Here is a 17,829-nt window from a genome sequence, read left to right as displayed (position 1 = left end):
GCTCTCAGACGACCCCGGTATCATCGGGGGAACCAGACCCCCGCTCTCCCGTCTGGTCCGGCTACCGCCCCTGAAAGGGACACCCACTCGTGACTGACGTTGCCTCCACGCCCTCTGCCTCCGCCCAGGACTCCGCCGCGCCGTTCGAGTCCGTGCACCCGGTGGCCCAGCCCCTGGACGTCAACCAGGACCGCCAGTGGGCCACCCTGGCCCACCTCGGCGGCGTGGTGGGTGTGATCCCCAGCTACGTGATCCACCGCGTGTTCAAGGACCGCGGGCCGTTCACCGCGCAGGAGTCCCGCGAGGCGGCCAACTACACCATGCTCCCCAGCATCATCGTGCTTGGCGGCATCCTGCTGTCCCTGATCCCCGTGGTCGGCGGCGTGTTCTCCGTGGTCGCGGCCGTCACCTGGGTGCTCCTGGCGGTGACGTCGGTGCGCGCCGGCATCAAGGTCAACCGTGGTGAGCCCCACCAGTACCGCGCCAACACGCACCTCTACGACCGCTTCACCGGCCACCGCGGCTGACTCGGGGCCCGTTCCGGCTGCGGTGGGCACGACGAGTGCCCGGCGCCGCGTGGCAACTCTGCCGCCCACGTCACCAGTCGAGCAGCCGCCGCGTCACGGCGTCGGCCATGAGACGGCCCGCATCGGTGAGCACCGCCGTGCCCGCCAGTGCGGCGGGGCCGTCCAGCCAGCCGTCCGCGATGAGCCCCGCCACGGCGCGGCGTCCCTCTGACCGCAGCGAGGCCACGGGGATGCCCTCGCTGATCCGGATGCCGAGCATCACGTGCTCCACGTACTGGGTCTGCCCATCCAGCGTTTCGCGCCCCGCCGCGGGTGACACCCCCGCGCGCACCTTGTTCGTGTAGGGCAGCGGGTGCTTGAGGTTCCACCAGCGCACCCCGTCCACGTGGGAGTGGGCCCCGGGGCCGATGCCCCACCAGTCCTGGTTGCGCCAGTAGGCGATGTTGTGCGCGCTGCGGTTCTGCTCCGCCGTGCGACCGTGCGCGTCCCGCGACCAGTTGGACACCTCGTACCAGGCGAAGCCCGCGTCCCGCAGCATCCGGTCCGCGAGCGTGTACTTGTCCGCCTGGTCGTCCGGGTCCGGCTCGGGCACCTCCCCGCGGCGGATCTGGGCGGCCAGCTTGGTGCCGTCCTCGATGATGAGCGAGTACGCCGAGACGTGGTCCGGTTCCATGGCCAGGGCCGCCTCCACGGAGACCTCCCAGTCCCGCAGGCTCTCCCCCGGCGTGCCGTGGATCAGGTCCACGCTGGTGCCCAGCCCGCGCTCCTTGGCCCAGCCCACGGCGCGCGGCACGTTCGCGGGGGTGTGCGTGCGTTCCAGCACCGCCAGCACGTGCGGGACCGCGGACTGCATCCCGAAGGACACGCGGGTCACCCCGGCCGCGGCGAGGACGTCGAAGGTCTCCTGCGTGACGGAGTCCGGATTCGCCTCGACCGTGACCTCCGCGCCCGGCGCCAGCCCGAAGCTCTCCCGCGCCTGGTGCAGCATGGCGCCAAGTTCTCGCGCGGGCAGCAGCGTGGGGGTGCCGCCACCGAAGAACACGCTGTGCAGGGCCCGGGGCGGTGACCCGGCGGCGTCGAGCACCGAGCGTGCGAAGCGGACCTCCGCGGCGGCGTCGGCGTGGTAGTCCGCGCGGGAGACGCCGTCCCCGAGCTGCTCCATGGTGTACGTGTTGAAGTCGCAGTACCCGCAGCGCACAGCGCAGAACGGGACGTGCACGTACAGGCTCAGGGTGCGCTCCGAGGCGCGGGCCACCGAGCCGGCGGGCAGCGCACCGTCCTCCGGAGCCGGATCACCCTCCGGTTGTGCGGGCACTACTTCTTCTTGTCCTTGCCATTGTCCTCGTCCGAGGACAGCGCGGCCACGAAGGCCTCCTGGGGGACCTCCACGCGGCCCACCATCTTCATGCGCTTCTTGCCCTCCTTCTGCTTCTCGAGCAGCTTGCGCTTGCGGGAGATATCGCCGCCGTAGCACTTGGAGAGCACGTCCTTGCGGATCGCGCGGATGTTCTCACGCGCGATGATGCGCGAGCCGATCGCCGCCTGGATGGGGACCTCGTACTGCTGGCGCGGGATGAGCTTCTGCAGCTTGCCCGTCATCAGCACGCCGTAGGAGTAGGCCTTGTCCTTGTGGGTGATCGCGCTGAACGCGTCCACCTGCTCGCCCTGCAGCAGGATGTCCACCTTGACCAGGTCTGCGGCCTGCTCGCCGTCCGCCTTCCAGTCCAGGGACGCGTAGCCCCGGGTCTTGGACTTGAGCTGGTCGAAGAAGTCGAACACGATCTCCGCGAGCGGCAGCCGGTAGCGCAGCTCCACGCGGTCCTCCGAGAGGTAGTCCATGCCCTTCATCTCGCCGCGCTTGGACTGGGAGAGCTCCATGACCGCGCCGATGAACTCGGAGGGCACCAGGATGGTGGCCGAGACCATGGGCTCGCGGATCTCCAGGATCCGACCCTCGGGGAACTCGGAGGGGTTGGTGACCTCCACCTCGGAGTGGTCCTCGAGCGTCACGTTGTAGGACACCGAGGGCGCGGTGGAGATCAGGTCCAGGTTGAACTCGCGCTCCAGGCGGTCCCGGGTGATCTCCAGGTGCAGCAGACCCAGGAAGCCGCAGCGGAAGCCGAAGCCCAGTGCCGCGGAGGTCTCGGGGTCGTAGACCAGGGCGGCGTCGTTGAGCTGCAGCTTCTCCAGGGCGTCGCGCAGCACAGGGTAGTCGGAGCCCTCCACGGGGAACAGGCCCGAGAACACCATGGGCTTGGGGTCCTCGTACCCTCCCAGGGACTCCTGCGCGGGCTTCTGCTGGTTGGTCACGGTGTCGCCCACGCGGGACTGGCGGACGTCCTTCACACCCGTGATGAGGTAGCCCACCTCCCCCACGCTCAGCCCCTTGGACGGGATGGGCTCCGGGGAGATCACGCCGATCTCGAGCATCTCGTGGGTGGCACCCGTGGACATCATCTGGATCCGCTCGCGCGGCACCAGGGTGCCGTCCACCACGCGCACGTAGGTGACCACGCCGCGGTAGGTGTCGTACACGGAGTCGAAGATCATGGCGCGCGACGGCGCGTCCTTCACGCCCTGGGGCGGGGGCACGTCCCGCACGATGCGGTCCAGCAACTCCTCCACGCCCTCGCCGGTCTTGCCGGAGACCCTCAGGACCTCCTCCGGCTCCACGCCGATCAGGTTGGCGAGCTCCGCCGCGTACTTCTCAGGCTGGGCGGCCGGCAGATCGATCTTGTTGAGCACCGGGATGATCGTGAGGTCGTTCTCGATGGCCAGGTACAGGTTGGCGAGCGTCTGCGCCTCGATGCCCTGGGCGGCGTCCACCAGCAGGATGGTGGCCTCGCACGCGGCCAGGGAGCGGGAGACCTCGTACGTGAAGTCCACGTGCCCGGGCGTGTCGATCATGTTCAGCGCGTAGTCCGTGCCGTCCACGTTCCACGGCATGCGCACCGCCTGGGACTTGATGGTGATCCCGCGCTCGCGCTCGATGTCCATGCGGTCCAGGTACTGGGCCTTCATCTGCCGGGGTGTCACCACGCCCGTGGCCTGCAGCATCCGGTCCGCCAGCGTGGACTTGCCGTGGTCGATGTGGGCGATGATGCAGAAGTTCCTGATCACCGAGGGGTCGGTCGAGGCAGGTGCCGGTGGATTGACGGCCAACGGTGACACGGGCGGTCCTTTCGTTCTCAGGATGACTCCCCAGTTTCCCATGATCCCGGGCCGGGGGCGAACCGGTCCCCCTACGATGTCCCCATGGCCGACATCACTCGACTCCTGAACCAGGGGCTGCGCCTCGTCCGCATGTACCAGCGCTACGCGGGTTCCCGCGGTCCCGCCTCCCGTTCGTCACGCTCCGGGAGCACGACGCCGCCGCCCACCGTGGCCCACGAGAACGGCACCTCGAGCACCCGGCCGGGCACGGCGACGTCGCCCTCCGGCACCCGCGCCCCCGGCACCTCTTCGCCGTACCCCGGGGACTGGACGGGGCCCGTGAACCCGCGGTGGGCCGCGAAGCCGGACGGGCGGCCCGATCCCGGGGAGGTCGTGTGGACCTGGGTGCCCTACCAGGAGGACCACTCGCGCGGGAAGGACCGGCCCGTGCTGATCGTGGACCGCGCCGGCGAGCACCTGCTGTGCGTCATGCTGACCTCCAAGGACCACGACACCGCCCGCCACGACGACCCCTCGTACGTGGACGTGGGAGTGGGCGGCTGGGACCGTTCCGGGCGTCCCTCGGAGGCGCGGATCGACCGGATCATCCCGGTGCGGCCGGAGGACGTGCGGCGTGAGGGTGCGGTGCTGGACCGGTCGCGGTTCGACGCCGTGGCGGCGGAGCTGACGCGGCGGCGCTGAACCCGCCAGCGTCCTCGCAGCACCGAGACAGCACCCGGTGCCCGCCCTCGGACCGGCGCGCCATCAACCACGACCCAGAACGCCACGGCCTCACGTCACCTCAGCACGGACCGGGCGGCGCTCCCCGGTACCGACGTGCCGCGCCGGGCATCCGTGGCGGCAGTCTGCTAAAGTAGACCGCTGTGTGTCCGCGCTGGTCGTCGGGCACAGCGGATGGTTGCCACCGAGCATCCCCACTCTCACAACTCAGTCGATGACCATCCGTGAGCCCTCACTGACCTACTTCCGCAATCGTTCTAGGAGTTACACGTGGCCAACATCAAGTCGCAGAAGAAGCGCATCCTCACCAACGAGAAGGCTCGCCTGCGCAACAACTCGTACAAGTCCGAGCTCAAGACGCTCATCCGCAAGGTGGATGCCGCTGTGGAGTCCGGCAACAAGGACGCCGCTGCGGAGACCCTGCGCACCGCGTCCCGCAAGCTCGACAAGGCCGTGTCCAAGGGCGTTCTGCACAAGAACACCGCGGCCAACAAGAAGTCCGGTCTGGCCAAGAAGGTCGCCAAGATCGGAATCGGCTGACACCGTCTCACTGACGGAGCACACGGGCCCGGCACTCCTCGCGAGTGCCGGGCCCGTTGTCGTGTGCGGTGTGCTGCCGCTCGCTCAGCGGTGGCCGGACGTGGCGATCACCGTGATGGCGCGCTCCACCGCGAAGTACGGGGACCGGGACGCCCCCTTGACCTGGGCATCCGCCTCGGCGATGGCCTGCAGCGCCCGGGTGACGTCCTGGGCGGTGAACCGGCGCGCCTCGTTCTGGGCGCGCTCCACCTGCCACGGCGCGGCGCCGACGTCCCGGGCGATCTGCCCCGCTCCCCCGCGGGAACCGGCCGTGAGCGCGATCAGCCGCATCTTCGAGCCCAGCGTGGCCACCATGGGAACGGGGTCCACCCCCACGTCCACTGCCTGGCGCCACAGTTTCAGGGCCTGCTCGGCGTTGCCCGCCACGGCGGCGTCTGCCACGCGGAACGCGGTGACCTCCACGCGGCCGCCGTAGTACTTCTCCACAAGTTCGAGATCCACGGTCACGGGACCGTCCGCGATCAGCTGGGAGCACGCGGCGGCCATTTCGGCGGTGGAGGTGCCGACGGCAGCGGCGAGAGCGCGGGCGGCGTCGGGCTCGATGCGCTTGTTCTGCGCGCGGAACTCCGCGAGGACGAACGAGGACTTGTCCCGGTCGGTCTTGGGCGGGGTGCAGTCCAGGACGAGAGCCTTCTCCTTGAGGGCGTCCAGCAGCTTCTTGCCGCGGGTGCCCCCGGAGTGCTGCCACAGCACGGTGACGTCCGGGTCCGGGTTGGCCACGTAGGCCAGGGCGTCCGCCAGCAGGTGCTCGTTCATGCCCGCAAGTTCTTGGACGCACACGAGCTTGGGGTCGTCGAAGAGGGACGGGCTGGTGACCACGGCGAGCTGGCCCGGCTCGTAGTCCCCGGCCGCGATGTCCGTGACCTCGCACGCACCCCGGTCCACGCGGATGGTGTCCCGGAGCGTCTCCTTGATGCGCTGCAGGATGTACTCGTCCGAGCCGGAGGCCAGCACAAGGGGTTGAGGTGTGGCCTCACGCCACGAGGTCTGCGGGGCCGAGGGCGCCTGGCGGCGGGAAGACGTGCGTGCCGGGGTCATGGTGCTCCTCGATCGTGGCCGACTGCTCGGGTGACGTCGCCGCCCGGGGCCGGGTACGTGCGCGCCGTTGCACCGGCATGTGCGGGGTCGGGACGCCGACGCTGCCTCCCCATGCTAACCGTGGGCGCAGACACCCCGGAGAGCCTGTGCAGGGCGGGCGACGCCGGGACACCGCGGGACGGTGCGGACGGGGCCCGGCAGCGCGCCGTCGTCCTTCGAACGTCGCATCCCCCGGACTCCTCGCTCAACTCCGCATCCCGGATCCGGTCGTGTCCCTCGAGCGCCCTGGCTCTCGTGCTCGGCGGCCACCGCCGAATCACGCTCAAGTCGCTGTCCGGCGAGCGCCCGGGCTCAGCGGGTGCGGGGCGGGCGGCGGTAGGCGCGTTCGTACTGGCCCGGGACCGGGAACTCCTGCACGCCCAGGGCACGGGCGGCGGTGAGCGCCACGTGGGGGTCACGCAGCGCTTCGCGGCCCATGAGCACCACGTCCGCGAGTCCGGTGGCGACGATCTGCTCGGCCTGCCAGGCGGTGTCGATCATGCCGACCGCGGCCACGGGCACCCCGGCGGTGGTCTTGATCTCGGTGGCGAGGGGCACCTGGTAGCCGGGTCCCACGGGGATCTCGGCGGGCACGTTGGCGGCGGAGGAGACGTCGATGAGGTCTGCACCGTGCTCGGCGAGCCACCCGGAGACGCGGGAGGTGTCGGCGACGGTGAGCCCGCCCTCGGTCCAGTCGGTGGCGGAGAGGCGCACGAGCAGGGGCATGTCCTTGGGGATCACGTCGCGGACGGCGTCGGTGACGCGCAGCAGCAGCCGGGCGCGGTTCTCCAGGGTGCCGCCGTATTCGTCCGTGCGCTCGTTGCTCAGCGGGGAGAGGAACTCGTGGAGGAGGTACCCGTGGGCGCCGTGGAGCTCCACGAAGTCCATGCCGGCCTCCACGGCACGGCGGGCCGAGGCGGCGAACGCGGCCACGACGTCGTCGATGCCCTGCTCGTCCAGTGCGACGGGCTCGGCGAGGCCAGGGAAGGCGACAGCGGAGGGGCCCACGGTCTGCCAGCCCCCGTCCTGCGGCGCGATGGACCGGCCGGGGTTCTCGGAGCCCCAGGCGGCCTCCGTGCTGGCCTTGCGTCCCGCGTGGGCGAGCTGCACGCCAATGGCCGCGCCCTGCTGGTGGGCGAAGTCCACGATCCGCACGAGGGCGTCCCGCTGCTCGTCGTTCCACAGTCCCAGGTCCCGGTGGCTGATGCGGCCCTCGGGCACGACGGCGCTCGCCTCCACCATCACGGCCCCCGCCCCACCGGCGGTGAGCGATCCGTAGTGCACGAGGTGCCAGTCGGTGGGCACGCCGTCCTCCCCGAACGCGGAGTACTGGCACATGGGCGGGATCCACAGCCGGTTGCGGACCGTGAGGCCGCGGAGGGTGATGGGTTCGAACAGGGTGGAGCGCATGGGAGTCCTTCCGTCGAGGGGCGCCACGCACGTGCCGCACCGGAGCGGTGTCCTGACGACGTACGGCCCCGGGGTGACCGGCGCGGATGCCCGGTGTTTCGTGGTGCACAACAGATCTTCCCCCCGCGATATTTCTGCTGGTGCTGCCCCGCTCAGCGTCGGGACACGACCATGCGCTCTCCTTCGCGGTGCACCCACAGGGCGCCGTTCTGGTCCGTGCGGGCCACTGCCGCGCCCACCTCCTGCAGCGCGGCGAGCGTCTGGGGGTGCGGGTGGCCGTAGCTGTTGTCCTCCCCCACGGAGATCACCGCGAGCGCCGGGTGGGTGTCGTGGATGATGTCGGTGCCGCCGTTGCGGGCGCCGTGGTGGGAGACCTTGAGGACGTCCACGCGGGGTATGCGGCCATCGGGGAAGGCGGGCAGCTCGCGTCGGTACCCGTCGGTTTCGAGGTCTCCTGCGGACAGCCAGGTGGTGGGGCCGTCGGGGCCCTGGACGGTGAGGAGCAGGACGAGGGAGGCGTTGTTCTCGTCCTCGGAAGTGACTTTCCGGTGCGTGGAGCGTGGTGGTCTGGCGCCGCCGGTGGCGCCGGGGGCCGCGGTCTCGGCGAGTGTCGGCGGGGCGGGTGCCAGGACCTCCACGGTGAGCGGGCCCACGTGCAGCTGCTCACCCGGTGAGGGGCGCGTGGCGATGTCCGCCCACTGGGTGAGCTCGTCCGGTGGGGTGTCCCCGGCGGCGGAGTACCAGACGCGGTCCACGTCCACGGTCTCGGCGAGCCCGTCCAGCCCGGCGACGTGGTCCGCGTGGTCGTGGGTGGCGATGACCGCGTCCAGGTGGGTGACGTCGGCGTCCCGGAGGCACTGGGTCAGTGCCCGGGGGTCGGGGCCGCCGTCCACAAGCACGGCACTGTGCTCACCCGTGCGGTGCAGCACGGCGTCCCCCTGCCCCACGTCGCACACCACGGATTCCCACGGCGGGGGCGGGCGGAACCACCACAGCACCGCGGTGACCAGGAGCATGACGAGGGCGAGGGAGGCGGTGACGGCGAGCAGGCGGCGTCGTGCCCGGAGGCGGTGTGCGCGAGCGCGCCAGATGGCGTCGGGCACCGGGCGTTCGGCGGGTGTGGGATCCGCGGTGCCGGCGGTTGGCCGCGGCCGACGCATGCGCGCGTCCACCGTGTGCAGGGCGGCGAGCGCGAGGACAGTCAGTGCGGTGAGCAACAGGAACCCCGGCACACCGGGCGGCCAGGGGACGTGTGCGCCGGGCAGGGAGGCGAAAGTGTCGGCGATCCACCCGAGGGTGCGCGCCGGGTAAGAGGCGATGCCCACGGGCAGGCTCGCGGCACGGTCCCACCCCGCGAACGAGGCGGGGTCCGCCGCACCCGGCAGCGCCCAGGACAGCACGGGGTTCAGCAGGTGCCCGGTCAGCAGGACGCACACCGCGAGCAGCCCGGCCACGGTGACCACGGGGACCAGGGGCGAGGCGGCCACGTTGGCGGGCAGGGAGTACAGCGGCAGGTCGGGGTTGAGCAGCAGCAGCGCGGGGCCACACCACAGCTGGGCGACGAGCGGCACCGCGATGCACACGGCGAGCACTGTGGGCAGGCGGGTGCTGAGCACACGGGTGACGGGTCGGGCGCTGACCACGATGCCCGCGGTGGCCAGCACGGAGAGCACGAAGCCCATGTCCGTGGCCAGGTCCGGGCGCGCGAGCACCAGCCCGGTCACCGCCGCGCACAGGGCGTTGAGGCTCACCCCGGCGCGTCCACTGAGCATGGCGAGCCCACCCAGGGCCCCCATGACCCCGGCGCGCAGCACGGACGGGTCCGGGCCCACGAGCACCACGAAGCCCGCGAGCGCCACGAGCCCCACCCCCACGCACGTGCGCCGGCCCGCCCCGAGGGACAGTGCGGTGAACCCGCTGAGGGTCATCACCAGCGCGCAGTTGGACCCGGACACCGCGGTGAGGTGGGTGAGCCCGGTGTCCTTCATGCTCTGGGCGAGTGCGTCCGGCAGCTGGGAGGTGTCCCCCACCGTCATGCCGGGCACCAGGCCCGCACTCACGGCGCCGAAGCCCCCGGCGATGCGGGTGAGGTCCGCGCGGACGGCCTCCACCGGCCCGGGCTCGGGTCCGGCCTGTGCGTCCGTCACGGGCGGGGACGTGGCCCGGGCGAGCAGCCGGGCGGGGGTTGCGGTGCTCGCCACGGTCACGACGGCGCTCACGCGCTGCCCGTCGTCCAGTGCCTCCCAGCCGGGGTGGGTTGCGAACACGGTGATCCCGGTGGCTGTGGCAGCGCCGTCCGCCGTGGCCACGTCCAGGGTGACCGCGACCCCGTGGGAGGCCTCCTGCTCCCCGTGCAGCGAGCGGGACGTGTAGGGGGACGGTGTCCCGGACACGCTCGCCTCCACCCGCACGACCGAGCCCTGCGGGTGAGCGTCCAGAAACGCCCGGGCCGGTGCCGTGGCGGCGAGCGCGCTCGCGACTGCCGCCGCCCCCGCGAGGAGCACGAGCGCCGTCATCGCAGGACCTGGAGGCGTGGGACGTACGTTCGGGGCGGGGTAAGCGCGTCGTGACGCCCCACCACTCCCCCGGGACAGAACAGAACGCGGGGACCGCGCGGTGTGAGGGGGCTGAGCGCTGAGAGGGCGCTGAGCATTGAAATGGGACCGATCGCTGCGGTGGGGCCGACGAGCACGGCTCGGTGCAGTCCCGCCGCGGATCGCGCGGCCGAGGATCCCGGGGGTACCGACCCGGCGCACGCCCTGTGCCCACCCCCGCGTCATCCGAGCCCACTGTGGCACCCGGTCCACCACCGGGACCAGCACCGCGGCGATCAGCGCGCACGCCGCACCCCCGGTCCACCCGGCGGCCAGGGTTGCGGCGGCCGAGGCCCACACCGCGAGCGCCACGGGCAGCAGCCGCAGGTCCCACGTCACGCTCACACCGTGACCAACGGCAGCAGCGACTCCAGCATGGCGGGGCCCACTCCGCTGACGTCGTCCAGCTGCTCGGGGGACGTGAACGCTCCGTGCTGGGTGCGGAACTCCACGATGCGCTGCGCGAGCACGGGTCCCACCTTGGGCAGCTCCTCGAGCTCGGCCTGGCTGGCGGTGTTGAGGTTCACCAGGGCCCCAGAACCGGCGCCCGGTGCGCGCTGATCCCCTGTACCGGATGTCCGTTCCGTGGCCGACCCACCTTGCCCGGGCGCTCCGGCCCCCGCGGACCCGCCCGGAGAGGTCCCGCCCGCGGCGGATCCACCGGGAGCGGGCCCGGCAGACCGTACCCCAGCACCCGGAGCGCCACCGGCGGCGAGCACCTCGTCCACGTTGGACCGGTTGGGAATCACGATCTGGGCGCCGTCCACCACGGGCTCCGCCAGGTTGATCCGGTCCTTCACGGCCCCGGGCGTGAACCCTCCGGCCGCCTGCACCGCGTCCATGACACGGGCTCCGGGAGACAATGTGATCACCGAGGGGTCTTTGACCTCTCCCACCACGTGGACGGTCACCACACCACCGTCCGTGCCGGGCGAGGATCCCGCGGTACCGGTGCCACGGTCCGCACCGGTGCCCGGTCCGCCGGGCGTCCGGGACGGCCCGCCGGACACGGACCCGGCGTCTCCCGGTCCATCATCTGAGGCTTCAGCCCCCGAGGACGCGGTGGCCACCACCGCGTCCTCCCGCGACCCACCCGTGAGCAGACTCGCGCACCCCACACCGAGCGCCACGAGCAGCACCACGCACAGCAGCACCAGTGCGGGGCGGCTCAACCGGCGGCGCACGATCACGTCCTCGCGGTGCCGGGATCCCCCTATGTCGGACCAGTCTCCGGAGTCGCCCGCGGATTCGGTCTCCGGGGCGGTTGGCGACCCGGGGCTGGAGTGGCTGGCCGCAGTCCCGGTGGAGGCGTGCGCCGCGTGACTCGCCAACACGCTCGACGACATGCTGGTTTCCCGCGAGACCGATCCACCCGAGGCGTCCTCGTCATCCTGGTGGCCGGGCACCGCCTGAGACGTCCCGCCCGCACCGTTCTCGCGCAGCAGCGCGGTCAACCGCTCCGTGGCCTCGCTGTCCCGGAACCTGCGCCGCCCTCTGAAGTCGATGCCACTCATGCCCCCACTCCACCGCGCCCCGCTACCCGGCCAGTGGCGTCACCGCGTCATTGTGGACTCGGTGCACGATGTGGGGGTCAGGCGCCCGGCTGGGGAGCCCTCACACCGTGCGCGACCGGGCTGGAGGTGGGCCCCTCCACGATCGCCGCCTTCGTCCCCAGCCCCACGTGTGCGCTCAGCACCGGGGGCAGCTCGCTGACCACCAGCTCGGCGTCCGGGCGGTGGCGGTCCACGAGCACCTCCCCGATCTCCCGCGCCCCGTGCGGATCCGCCACGTGGTGCACGCAGAGCACCGGGTGCTCCGCCTCCGAGTGCTCCAGGGCCTCCCCCGCAAGTGCCATGAACCGCTGCTTCGCCCGCGGCAGGGACACCGGACGCTCCACGGTCACGATCTTCCCCTCGGCCAGGCCCAGCAGCGGCTTGATCTGCAGCATCGTGCCCACCATGGCCGTGGTCGGATTCACCCGCCCGCCACGGCGCAGGGTGTCCAGGGAGCGCACCCGGATCAGCACCTGCGCCCGTTCGGCCGCCTCGGTGGCCGCGCGGGCGACGTCGTCGATCCCGGCTCCCGACGCCGCCGCCTCCAGTGCCGCGCGCACGCCCAGTCCCTGGGCCAGACCGGCGCTGCGGGTGTCCACGATGCGCACCGGGATCCCGATGTCCTGCCGCGCGATCCGGGCGGCCCCCACCGTGCCGGAGAGCTCGCCCGAGAGGTGCACGGACACGACGGCCTCGAAGCCCGCCTCCTCGAAACCCCGGTAGGCCGCACGCAGCCGGCCCGGGGAAGGGCGGGACGTGGTGACCGGGCGGCCCTCGGCCAGCGCGACCACCAGGGACGAGAACCGGTCCGCCTCGTCCTCCGTGTGCAGCTGCCCGCCGATCAGCACGGGCATGTCCACGAGCGCGAACCCGCCGGTGGCCCCCCAGTCCTCGAGCCAGCCCGGCGGCGGGGCGGCGGCACTGTCGGTGACCACCGCGACCCTGCGACGCCCGCCCCCGCGCGGGCCCCTCCGGTTGGCCGGGTGAGCGGGGCTCCCGCCCCGGGCCGCAGCGTCCGCCCCGCGTCCCGCGCGGTCCTCCCGAGGACCGGCGGCAGCACCGTGACCCCCGTCAGCGCGGTGCGGCGCGGCGTCGTCGTCCGGGGCGTCCGAAGCGGCGGGCGGGGCGGGTGCGTCCCCCGCGTGCGCGCTGCCGTCCGTGCGCAGTCCCGGGAACGGGCGGAGCCCGCCCTCCGGCTCGTGCGAGTCGGGGGACGGGCTCCGGGAACCGTGGGCGGTCATCAGACCACGATGTTCACGAGCTTGGGTGCGCGCACGATCACCTTGCGCACCGTGGCGTCCGCCAGCAGCCGCTGGACGGTCTCCGAGGCCATGGCCGCTGCCTCCAGGTCCGCCTCGGTGATGTCCGCGGGGACCTCCAGGCGGTCGCGGACCTTGCCCTTGATCTGGACCACGGCGGTCACGGTGTCCTGCACCAGCAGCGCGGGGTCCACGGTGGGCCACGGGGCGCGCACCACGGTGTCCTCGTGGCCGATCAGGTGCCACATGTCCTCGGCGGTGTACGGCGCCACGAGGCTCAGCAGGATCGCGACGGCCTCCACCGCCTCGCGCACCGCCGGATCCGCGGGCCCGCAGCCGGTGTCGATGGCCTTGCGCACCGTGTTCACCAGCTCCATGGTGCGGGCGATGACCACGTTGAACTTCCCGGAGTCCAGCAGCTGCTCGGCGTCCGCGACCGTGCGGTGCGTGGCGCTGCGCAGCGCCTTGTCCCCGTCCGCGAACGACGCCGCCGGGTCCGCCGTGCAGTCCTGGGCCAGGCGCCACGCGCGGGCCAGGAACTTCTGGGAACCCTGCGGGGAGACGTCCGCCCAGTCCACGTCGTCCTCGGGCGGGGACGCGAACACCATGGTCAGGCGCACGGCGTCCACGCCGAAGGCGTCCAGCTGCTCGCCCAGGTCCACGCCGTTGCCCAGGGACTTGGACATCGCCTTGCCACCGTTGAGCACCTGGCCCTGGTTGAGCAGCGCCTTGAACGGCTCGGTGAAGCCCACCAGCCCGAAGTCGTAGAGCGCCTTGGTGAAGAACCGCGAGTACAGCAGGTGCAGGATGGCGTGCTCCACGCCGCCCACGTACTGGTCCACCGGCAGCCAGCGGTCCACCGCGGCGCGGTCGAACGGCGCGGCGTCGTCCTGCGGGGACGTGTAGCGCAGGTAGTACCAGGACGAGTCCACGAACGTGTCCATGGTGTCCGTGTCACGCTTCGCGGGCCCACCGCACGCGGGGCAGCTGATGTTCACCCAGTCCGACGCCGCCGCGAGCGGGCTCTGACCCTTGGGCGCGAGCTGCTCACCGCGCAGGTTGTCGGGCAGCCGCACGGGCAGCTGGTCCTCGGGCACCGGCACCTCGCCGCACGAGGCACAGTGGATGATCGGGATGGGCGCACCCCAGAAGCGCTGCCGGGACAGCAGCCAGTCCCGCAGCCGGAAGTTCACGAAGCGCTCGCCGGTGCCTGCCTCGGTGACGATCTCGATGGCCTTGGCCAGCGCCTCGGGCTGGGTGAGCCCGTCCAGGGGCCCGGAGTTGACCATGGTGCCCTCGCCCAGGGCGGGCACGCCCGTCTCGGCGGGGTCCTCGGCGCCGGTGTCCAGCACGGTACGGATCGGCAGGTCGAACGCGCGGGCGAAGTCCAGGTCACGCTGGTCGTGGGCTGGCACCGCCATGATCACGCCCGTGCCGTAGTCCGCGAGCACGTAGTCCGAGGCCCACACCGGCAGCTTCTCGCCCGTCAGGGGGTTCACCGCCCAGCGGCCCAGGAAGACACCGGTCTTCTCCCGGTCCGAGGACTGCCGCTCGATGTCCGACAGCGCCTTGACCTGCTCGCGGTACTCGGCGAGCGCCGCGGCCTGCTCGGGGGCCACGACGTCCTGGGCGATCTGTGCGTCCGCGGCCACCACGCAGAACGTGGCGCCGTAGAGGGTGTCCGGGCGGGTGGTGAACACGGTGACGGTGCGCCCGGAGGTGTCCGAGGCGGCGGCGCCCTCCGCGGGGGCGCCCTCGATCACGAAGCTCACGTGCGCGCCCTCGGAGCGCCCGATCCAGTTGCGCTGCATGGCCAGCACGCGCTCGGGCCAGTGGCCCTCCAGCTCGCTCATGTCGTCCAGCAGGCGCTGGGCGTAGTCGGTGATCTTGAAGTACCACTGGTTCAGGGACTTCTTGGTCACGGGGGTGTGGCAGCGCTCGCAGGCCCCGTTGACCACCTGCTCGTTGGCCAGCACGGTCTGGTCCTTGGGGCACCAGTTGACCGGGGAGTCCTTCCGGTAGGCCAGCCCGTGGGAGTAGAACTGCAGGAACAGCCACTGGGTCCAGCGGTAGTACTCGGGGTCGGAGGTGTGGATCTCCCGGTCCCAGTCCGCGCTGATCGCGTAGCGCTTGAAGGACTCGCGCTGGGTGTCGATGTTGCGGTAGGTCCACTCCGCAGGGTGGGCGTCGCGCTTGATCGCGGCGTTCTCCGCGGGCAGCCCGAATGAGTCCCAGCCCACGGGGTGCATCACGTCGTAGCCGCGGTGCCACCAGTAGCGGGCCACCACGTCACCCATGGCGAACGCCTCCGCGTGGCCCATGTGGAGGTCGCCGGAGGGGTAGGGGAACATGTCGAGCACGTAGCGCCGTTCGGCGGAGCCGTCATCGGCGGGCGCGTAGACGCGGTTCTCATCCCAGTAGCCGGACCAGGTGGCCTCGATGCGCTGGACGTCGTACTCGGTGCCCGCCTCCGGGGTGCTGTGCTCGCTCACGTGCCTCGCCTTCAGGTTCACGGGGCCGGGCGGGTGCCGGGGCCGGGGTTCCGGGGCGGCAGCGCGGTCCCCCGCGTGGATGTGTGGGGATCCCTCCCAGTTTAGACCAGCGGCCGTCACCGCCCGCGTGCAGGGGGCCCGGCTACCATGGGGGCGCCCGATGACGCACGGATGGAGGCCCGGTGGACAACCCCTACGCAGAACGCCGCAGCGTGGTACTGGACGGGTACCGCGTGCGGTACTGGTTCTACGACGCGGACAAGCAGCGCAAGCCCCTGCTGGTGATGCTCCACGGCTTCCGCGGTGACCACCACGGGCTGCAGCTGATCGCCACCGCCCTGCGGGACAAGTACCACGTGGTGGTCCCGGACCTGCCCGGCTTCGGCCGCTCCGAACCGTTCCCGGAACGCGAGCACTCGGTGGACGAGTACGTGCGGTTCACCCGGGACTTCATCACCGCCCTCACGGACGGCGCCGTGACCCCGGACTCCGGCACGGGCGTGGTGCTCGCGGGGCACTCCTTCGGCTCCATCCTGGCGGCGCACTTCGCCGCCGAGCACCCCTCGATGGTGGAGCGCCTGGTGCTCATCAACCCGATCTCCCAGCCCGCGCTGAGCGGGTCGCAGAAGTCCCTGACCAAGCTCACCCGGCTGTACTACGGCGCGGGTTCCACCATGCCCCGCCGGCTGGGCACCCGGCTGCTGTCCTCGAACGCCGTGGTGAAACTCATGACGGACGTGATGATCAAGTCCGAGGACCCCGAGATCAAGCACTACGCCCTGCGCCAGCACCAGGCGTACTTCAACACGTTCGCCAACCGGGACGTCCTCACCCAGGCCTACGACGCCTCGATCTCCCGCACCGTGGCCGAGGTGGCCATGAAGCTCACCATGCCCACCCTGCTGATCGTGGGCGAGCTGGACGACCTCGGCTCCGTGGACTCCCAGCGCACCATGGCGTCCTGGATCCGCAGCCACAGCCTGCAGATCATCCCCGGAGTGGGGCACCTGATCCACTACGAGGCGCCGCAGACCGCCGCGCGGATGATCGAGGACTTCCTGGAGTCCCCCGCCCCCGAACCGCTGGAGGGCTACGACCAGCTGCCCCACGCGGACACCACCGTGTCCACCCCGGACCAGCTCACCGGGATGCTCCCCGCCGTGGACCCCGCGGCGAGCGCCGCGCAATTCCGTCGGGAGACCCGGGCACGTGGCCTGTCCGGGGAGTCCGAGCGGTGAAGCTGCTCTTCGACGCCCGCTACATCCGCACCGACCACCACGACGGCATCAGCCGCTACAGCGCGCAGCTGCTCGCCGCGACCGCCCGCGAGGTGCGGCAGGATCCGCGAGTGCGGCTGTGCGCGCTGGTCAGAGACCCCGCTCAGCGGGCGTTCGTGCCCGAGGACGTCGCCACGATCACGGGCCCCTCGGTCACCTCGCCCGCGGAGGTTCTCACGGCGCTCGCGGTCAACCGCTTCGACCCGGACGTGGTCTTCTCCCCCATGCAGACCATGGGCTCGCTGGGGCGCCGGTACCGGCTGATCCTCACGCTGCACGACCTCATCTACTACGAGCACCCCCAGCCCCCGGGCGACCTGCCGCTGCCGGTGCAGTGGGGCTGGCGGGCCTACCACAAGGCCTGGTGGCCCCAGCGGATCACGCTCAACCGCGCGGACGCCGTGGCCACGGTCTCGCAGACCTCCCGGGAGCAGATCTTGGCCCGCCGCCTCACGAAGCGCGACGTGCGCGTGATCGCCAACGCGGCGCCGTCGGCGGGGATCCCTGCAGACGAGGCGCTCGCCCGGCTTCCGCGCCGCGGCACGGACCTGGTGTACATGGGTTCGTTCCTGCCGTACAAGAACGTGGAGACCCTGTTGCGGGCCATGGCCCACCTCCCGGAACACACCCTGCACCTGCTCTCGCGCATCTCCCCCGCGCGCCGCGCCGAGCTCCAGGCCCAGGTGCCGGCCGGGGCCCGGGTGGTCTTCCACGGCGGCGTGGACGAGGACGAGTACCGCGAGCTGCTGTCCTCGTGCGCCGCGCTGGTCACCGCGTCCCGCGCGGAGGGCTACGGCCTGCCGCTCGTGGAGGCCTTCGCGCAGGGCGCGCCCGTGGTGTGCTCCGAGCTGCCGATCTTCCACGAGGTCGCCGGGGACGCCGCCGGCTACGCCCCGGTGGACGACGACGCCGCCTTCGCCGCCCGGGTGCGCGAGCTCACGGACCCGCATCTCGCCCGGCAGCGCGTCCTCGCGGGGCTGGAACGTATCCGCGCGCACACGTGGGCGGACTCCGCGCGGGACCTGCTGGGCCTCGCCCGCGAGCTGCACCAGCGAGGCTGAGACACCCCACCGGGACCCCGGCCGTGACGACCGCGACGGGACGTGGACATCACGGCCGTGTCGATCTGCGGCGAGCGCACCGGTA

13 protein-coding genes are annotated in these 17,829 nt (G+C 72.0%); 5 read left to right on the top strand and 8 right to left on the bottom strand.

Annotation, left to right across the window (positions count from 1 at the left end; all coding sequences use genetic code 11):
• Nucleotides 1-89 precede the first annotated feature (89 nt).
• A complete protein-coding gene (locus tag P8S73_RS01150; protein ID WP_019309239.1) occupies nucleotides 90-527 on the top strand; it encodes a DUF4870 domain-containing protein in 438 nt (145 codons plus the stop codon).
• A 70-nt stretch (nucleotides 528-597) separates the two neighbouring features.
• On the opposite strand, the gene hemW is transcribed toward P8S73_RS01150, so the two are convergent.
• Both hemW and lepA read right to left on the bottom strand, forming a co-directional pair.
• Nucleotides 598-1,842: a radical SAM family heme chaperone HemW gene (gene hemW / locus P8S73_RS01145; protein ID WP_121240699.1), complete on the bottom strand. Its 1,245-nt coding sequence runs from the start codon at nucleotides 1,840-1,842 to the stop codon at nucleotides 598-600.
• Nucleotides 1,842-3,698: a translation elongation factor 4 gene (lepA, locus tag P8S73_RS01140; RefSeq protein WP_121240697.1), complete on the bottom strand. Its 1,857-nt coding sequence runs from the start codon at nucleotides 3,696-3,698 to the stop codon at nucleotides 1,842-1,844. The genes hemW and lepA overlap by 1 nt, the downstream gene beginning before the upstream one ends.
• A gap of 84 nt (nucleotides 3,699-3,782) precedes the next feature.
• Here lepA and P8S73_RS01135 point away from each other — a divergent pair, with 84 nt between their 5' ends.
• Together P8S73_RS01135 and rpsT are read left to right on the top strand one after the other, a co-directional pair.
• A complete protein-coding gene (locus P8S73_RS01135) occupies nucleotides 3,783-4,382 on the top strand; it encodes a type II toxin-antitoxin system PemK/MazF family toxin (RefSeq protein WP_121240695.1) in 600 nt (199 codons plus the stop codon).
• Between the two features lie 309 nt (nucleotides 4,383-4,691).
• On the top strand, nucleotides 4,692-4,961 hold the full coding sequence (rpsT, locus tag P8S73_RS01130) for a 30S ribosomal protein S20 (protein ID WP_019309243.1): 270 nt from the start codon (nucleotides 4,692-4,694) through the stop codon (nucleotides 4,959-4,961).
• A gap of 84 nt (nucleotides 4,962-5,045) precedes the next feature.
• Here rpsT and holA read toward each other — a convergent pair whose 3' ends face one another.
• The 6 genes from holA to leuS all read right to left on the bottom strand — a co-directional run bounded on the left by holA (nucleotide 5,046) and on the right by leuS (nucleotide 15,406).
• A complete protein-coding gene (gene holA / locus P8S73_RS01125) occupies nucleotides 5,046-6,059 on the bottom strand; it encodes a DNA polymerase III subunit delta (RefSeq protein ID WP_121240692.1) in 1,014 nt (337 codons plus the stop codon).
• Nucleotides 6,060-6,410: 351 nt separating this feature from the next.
• Nucleotides 6,411-7,508: an NADH:flavin oxidoreductase/NADH oxidase gene (locus P8S73_RS01120; RefSeq protein ID WP_121566181.1), complete on the bottom strand. Its 1,098-nt coding sequence runs from the start codon at nucleotides 7,506-7,508 to the stop codon at nucleotides 6,411-6,413.
• Between the two features lie 152 nt (nucleotides 7,509-7,660).
• Nucleotides 7,661-10,024 (bottom strand): ComEC/Rec2 family competence protein, encoded by a 2,364-nt coding sequence (locus tag P8S73_RS01115; RefSeq protein ID WP_059281547.1) that lies wholly within the window; start codon nucleotides 10,022-10,024, stop codon nucleotides 7,661-7,663.
• A gap of 419 nt (nucleotides 10,025-10,443) precedes the next feature.
• Entirely contained in the window at nucleotides 10,444-11,616 is a 1,173-nt protein-coding gene (locus P8S73_RS01110; protein ID WP_059281546.1) for a ComEA family DNA-binding protein, read from the bottom strand.
• Between the two features lie 77 nt (nucleotides 11,617-11,693).
• Complete coding sequence (locus P8S73_RS01105; RefSeq protein WP_191550720.1) at nucleotides 11,694-12,590, bottom strand: DegV family protein; 897 nt, start codon at nucleotides 12,588-12,590, stop codon at nucleotides 11,694-11,696.
• 305 nt (nucleotides 12,591-12,895) lie between these two features.
• Nucleotides 12,896-15,406, bottom strand: a complete 2,511-nt coding sequence (gene leuS, locus P8S73_RS01100; RefSeq protein ID WP_059281772.1) for a leucine--tRNA ligase — start codon at nucleotides 15,404-15,406, stop codon at nucleotides 12,896-12,898.
• Nucleotides 15,407-15,588: 182 nt separating this feature from the next.
• Here leuS and P8S73_RS01095 point away from each other — a divergent pair, with 182 nt between their 5' ends.
• Both P8S73_RS01095 and P8S73_RS01090 read left to right on the top strand, forming a co-directional pair.
• Nucleotides 15,589-16,644, top strand: coding sequence for an alpha/beta fold hydrolase (locus tag P8S73_RS01095; RefSeq protein ID WP_059281766.1), 1,056 nt, complete (start codon nucleotides 15,589-15,591; stop codon nucleotides 16,642-16,644).
• Complete coding sequence (locus P8S73_RS01090; protein WP_059281767.1) at nucleotides 16,641-17,744, top strand: glycosyltransferase family 1 protein; 1,104 nt, start codon at nucleotides 16,641-16,643, stop codon at nucleotides 17,742-17,744. Before P8S73_RS01095 ends, P8S73_RS01090 begins: the two co-directional genes overlap by 4 nt.
• Nucleotides 17,745-17,829 lie beyond the last annotated feature (85 nt).

Source organism: Kocuria sp. ChxB (genome assembly GCF_044359605.1).
In the GTDB taxonomy this organism is placed as follows: domain Bacteria; phylum Actinomycetota; class Actinomycetes; order Actinomycetales; family Micrococcaceae; genus Kocuria; species Kocuria rhizophila.
The sequence above is the reverse complement of the archived record's forward strand: the minus strand, read 5'-3'. Positions and strand labels throughout refer to the sequence as shown.

Coding starts and splice junctions, on each gene's coding strand:
- P8S73_RS01135 (WP_121240695.1), top strand. CDS start 3,783: ATGGCCGACATCACTCGACTCCTGAACCAGGGGCTGCGCCTCGTCCGC.
- holA (WP_121240692.1), bottom strand. CDS start 6,059: ATGACCCCGGCACGCACGTCTTCCCGCCGCCAGGCGCCCTCGGCCCCG.
- P8S73_RS01120 (WP_121566181.1), bottom strand. CDS start 7,508: ATGCGCTCCACCCTGTTCGAACCCATCACCCTCCGCGGCCTCACGGTC.
- P8S73_RS01115 (WP_059281547.1), bottom strand. CDS start 10,024: ATGACGGCGCTCGTGCTCCTCGCGGGGGCGGCGGCAGTCGCGAGCGCG.
- P8S73_RS01110 (WP_059281546.1), bottom strand. CDS start 11,616: ATGAGTGGCATCGACTTCAGAGGGCGGCGCAGGTTCCGGGACAGCGAG.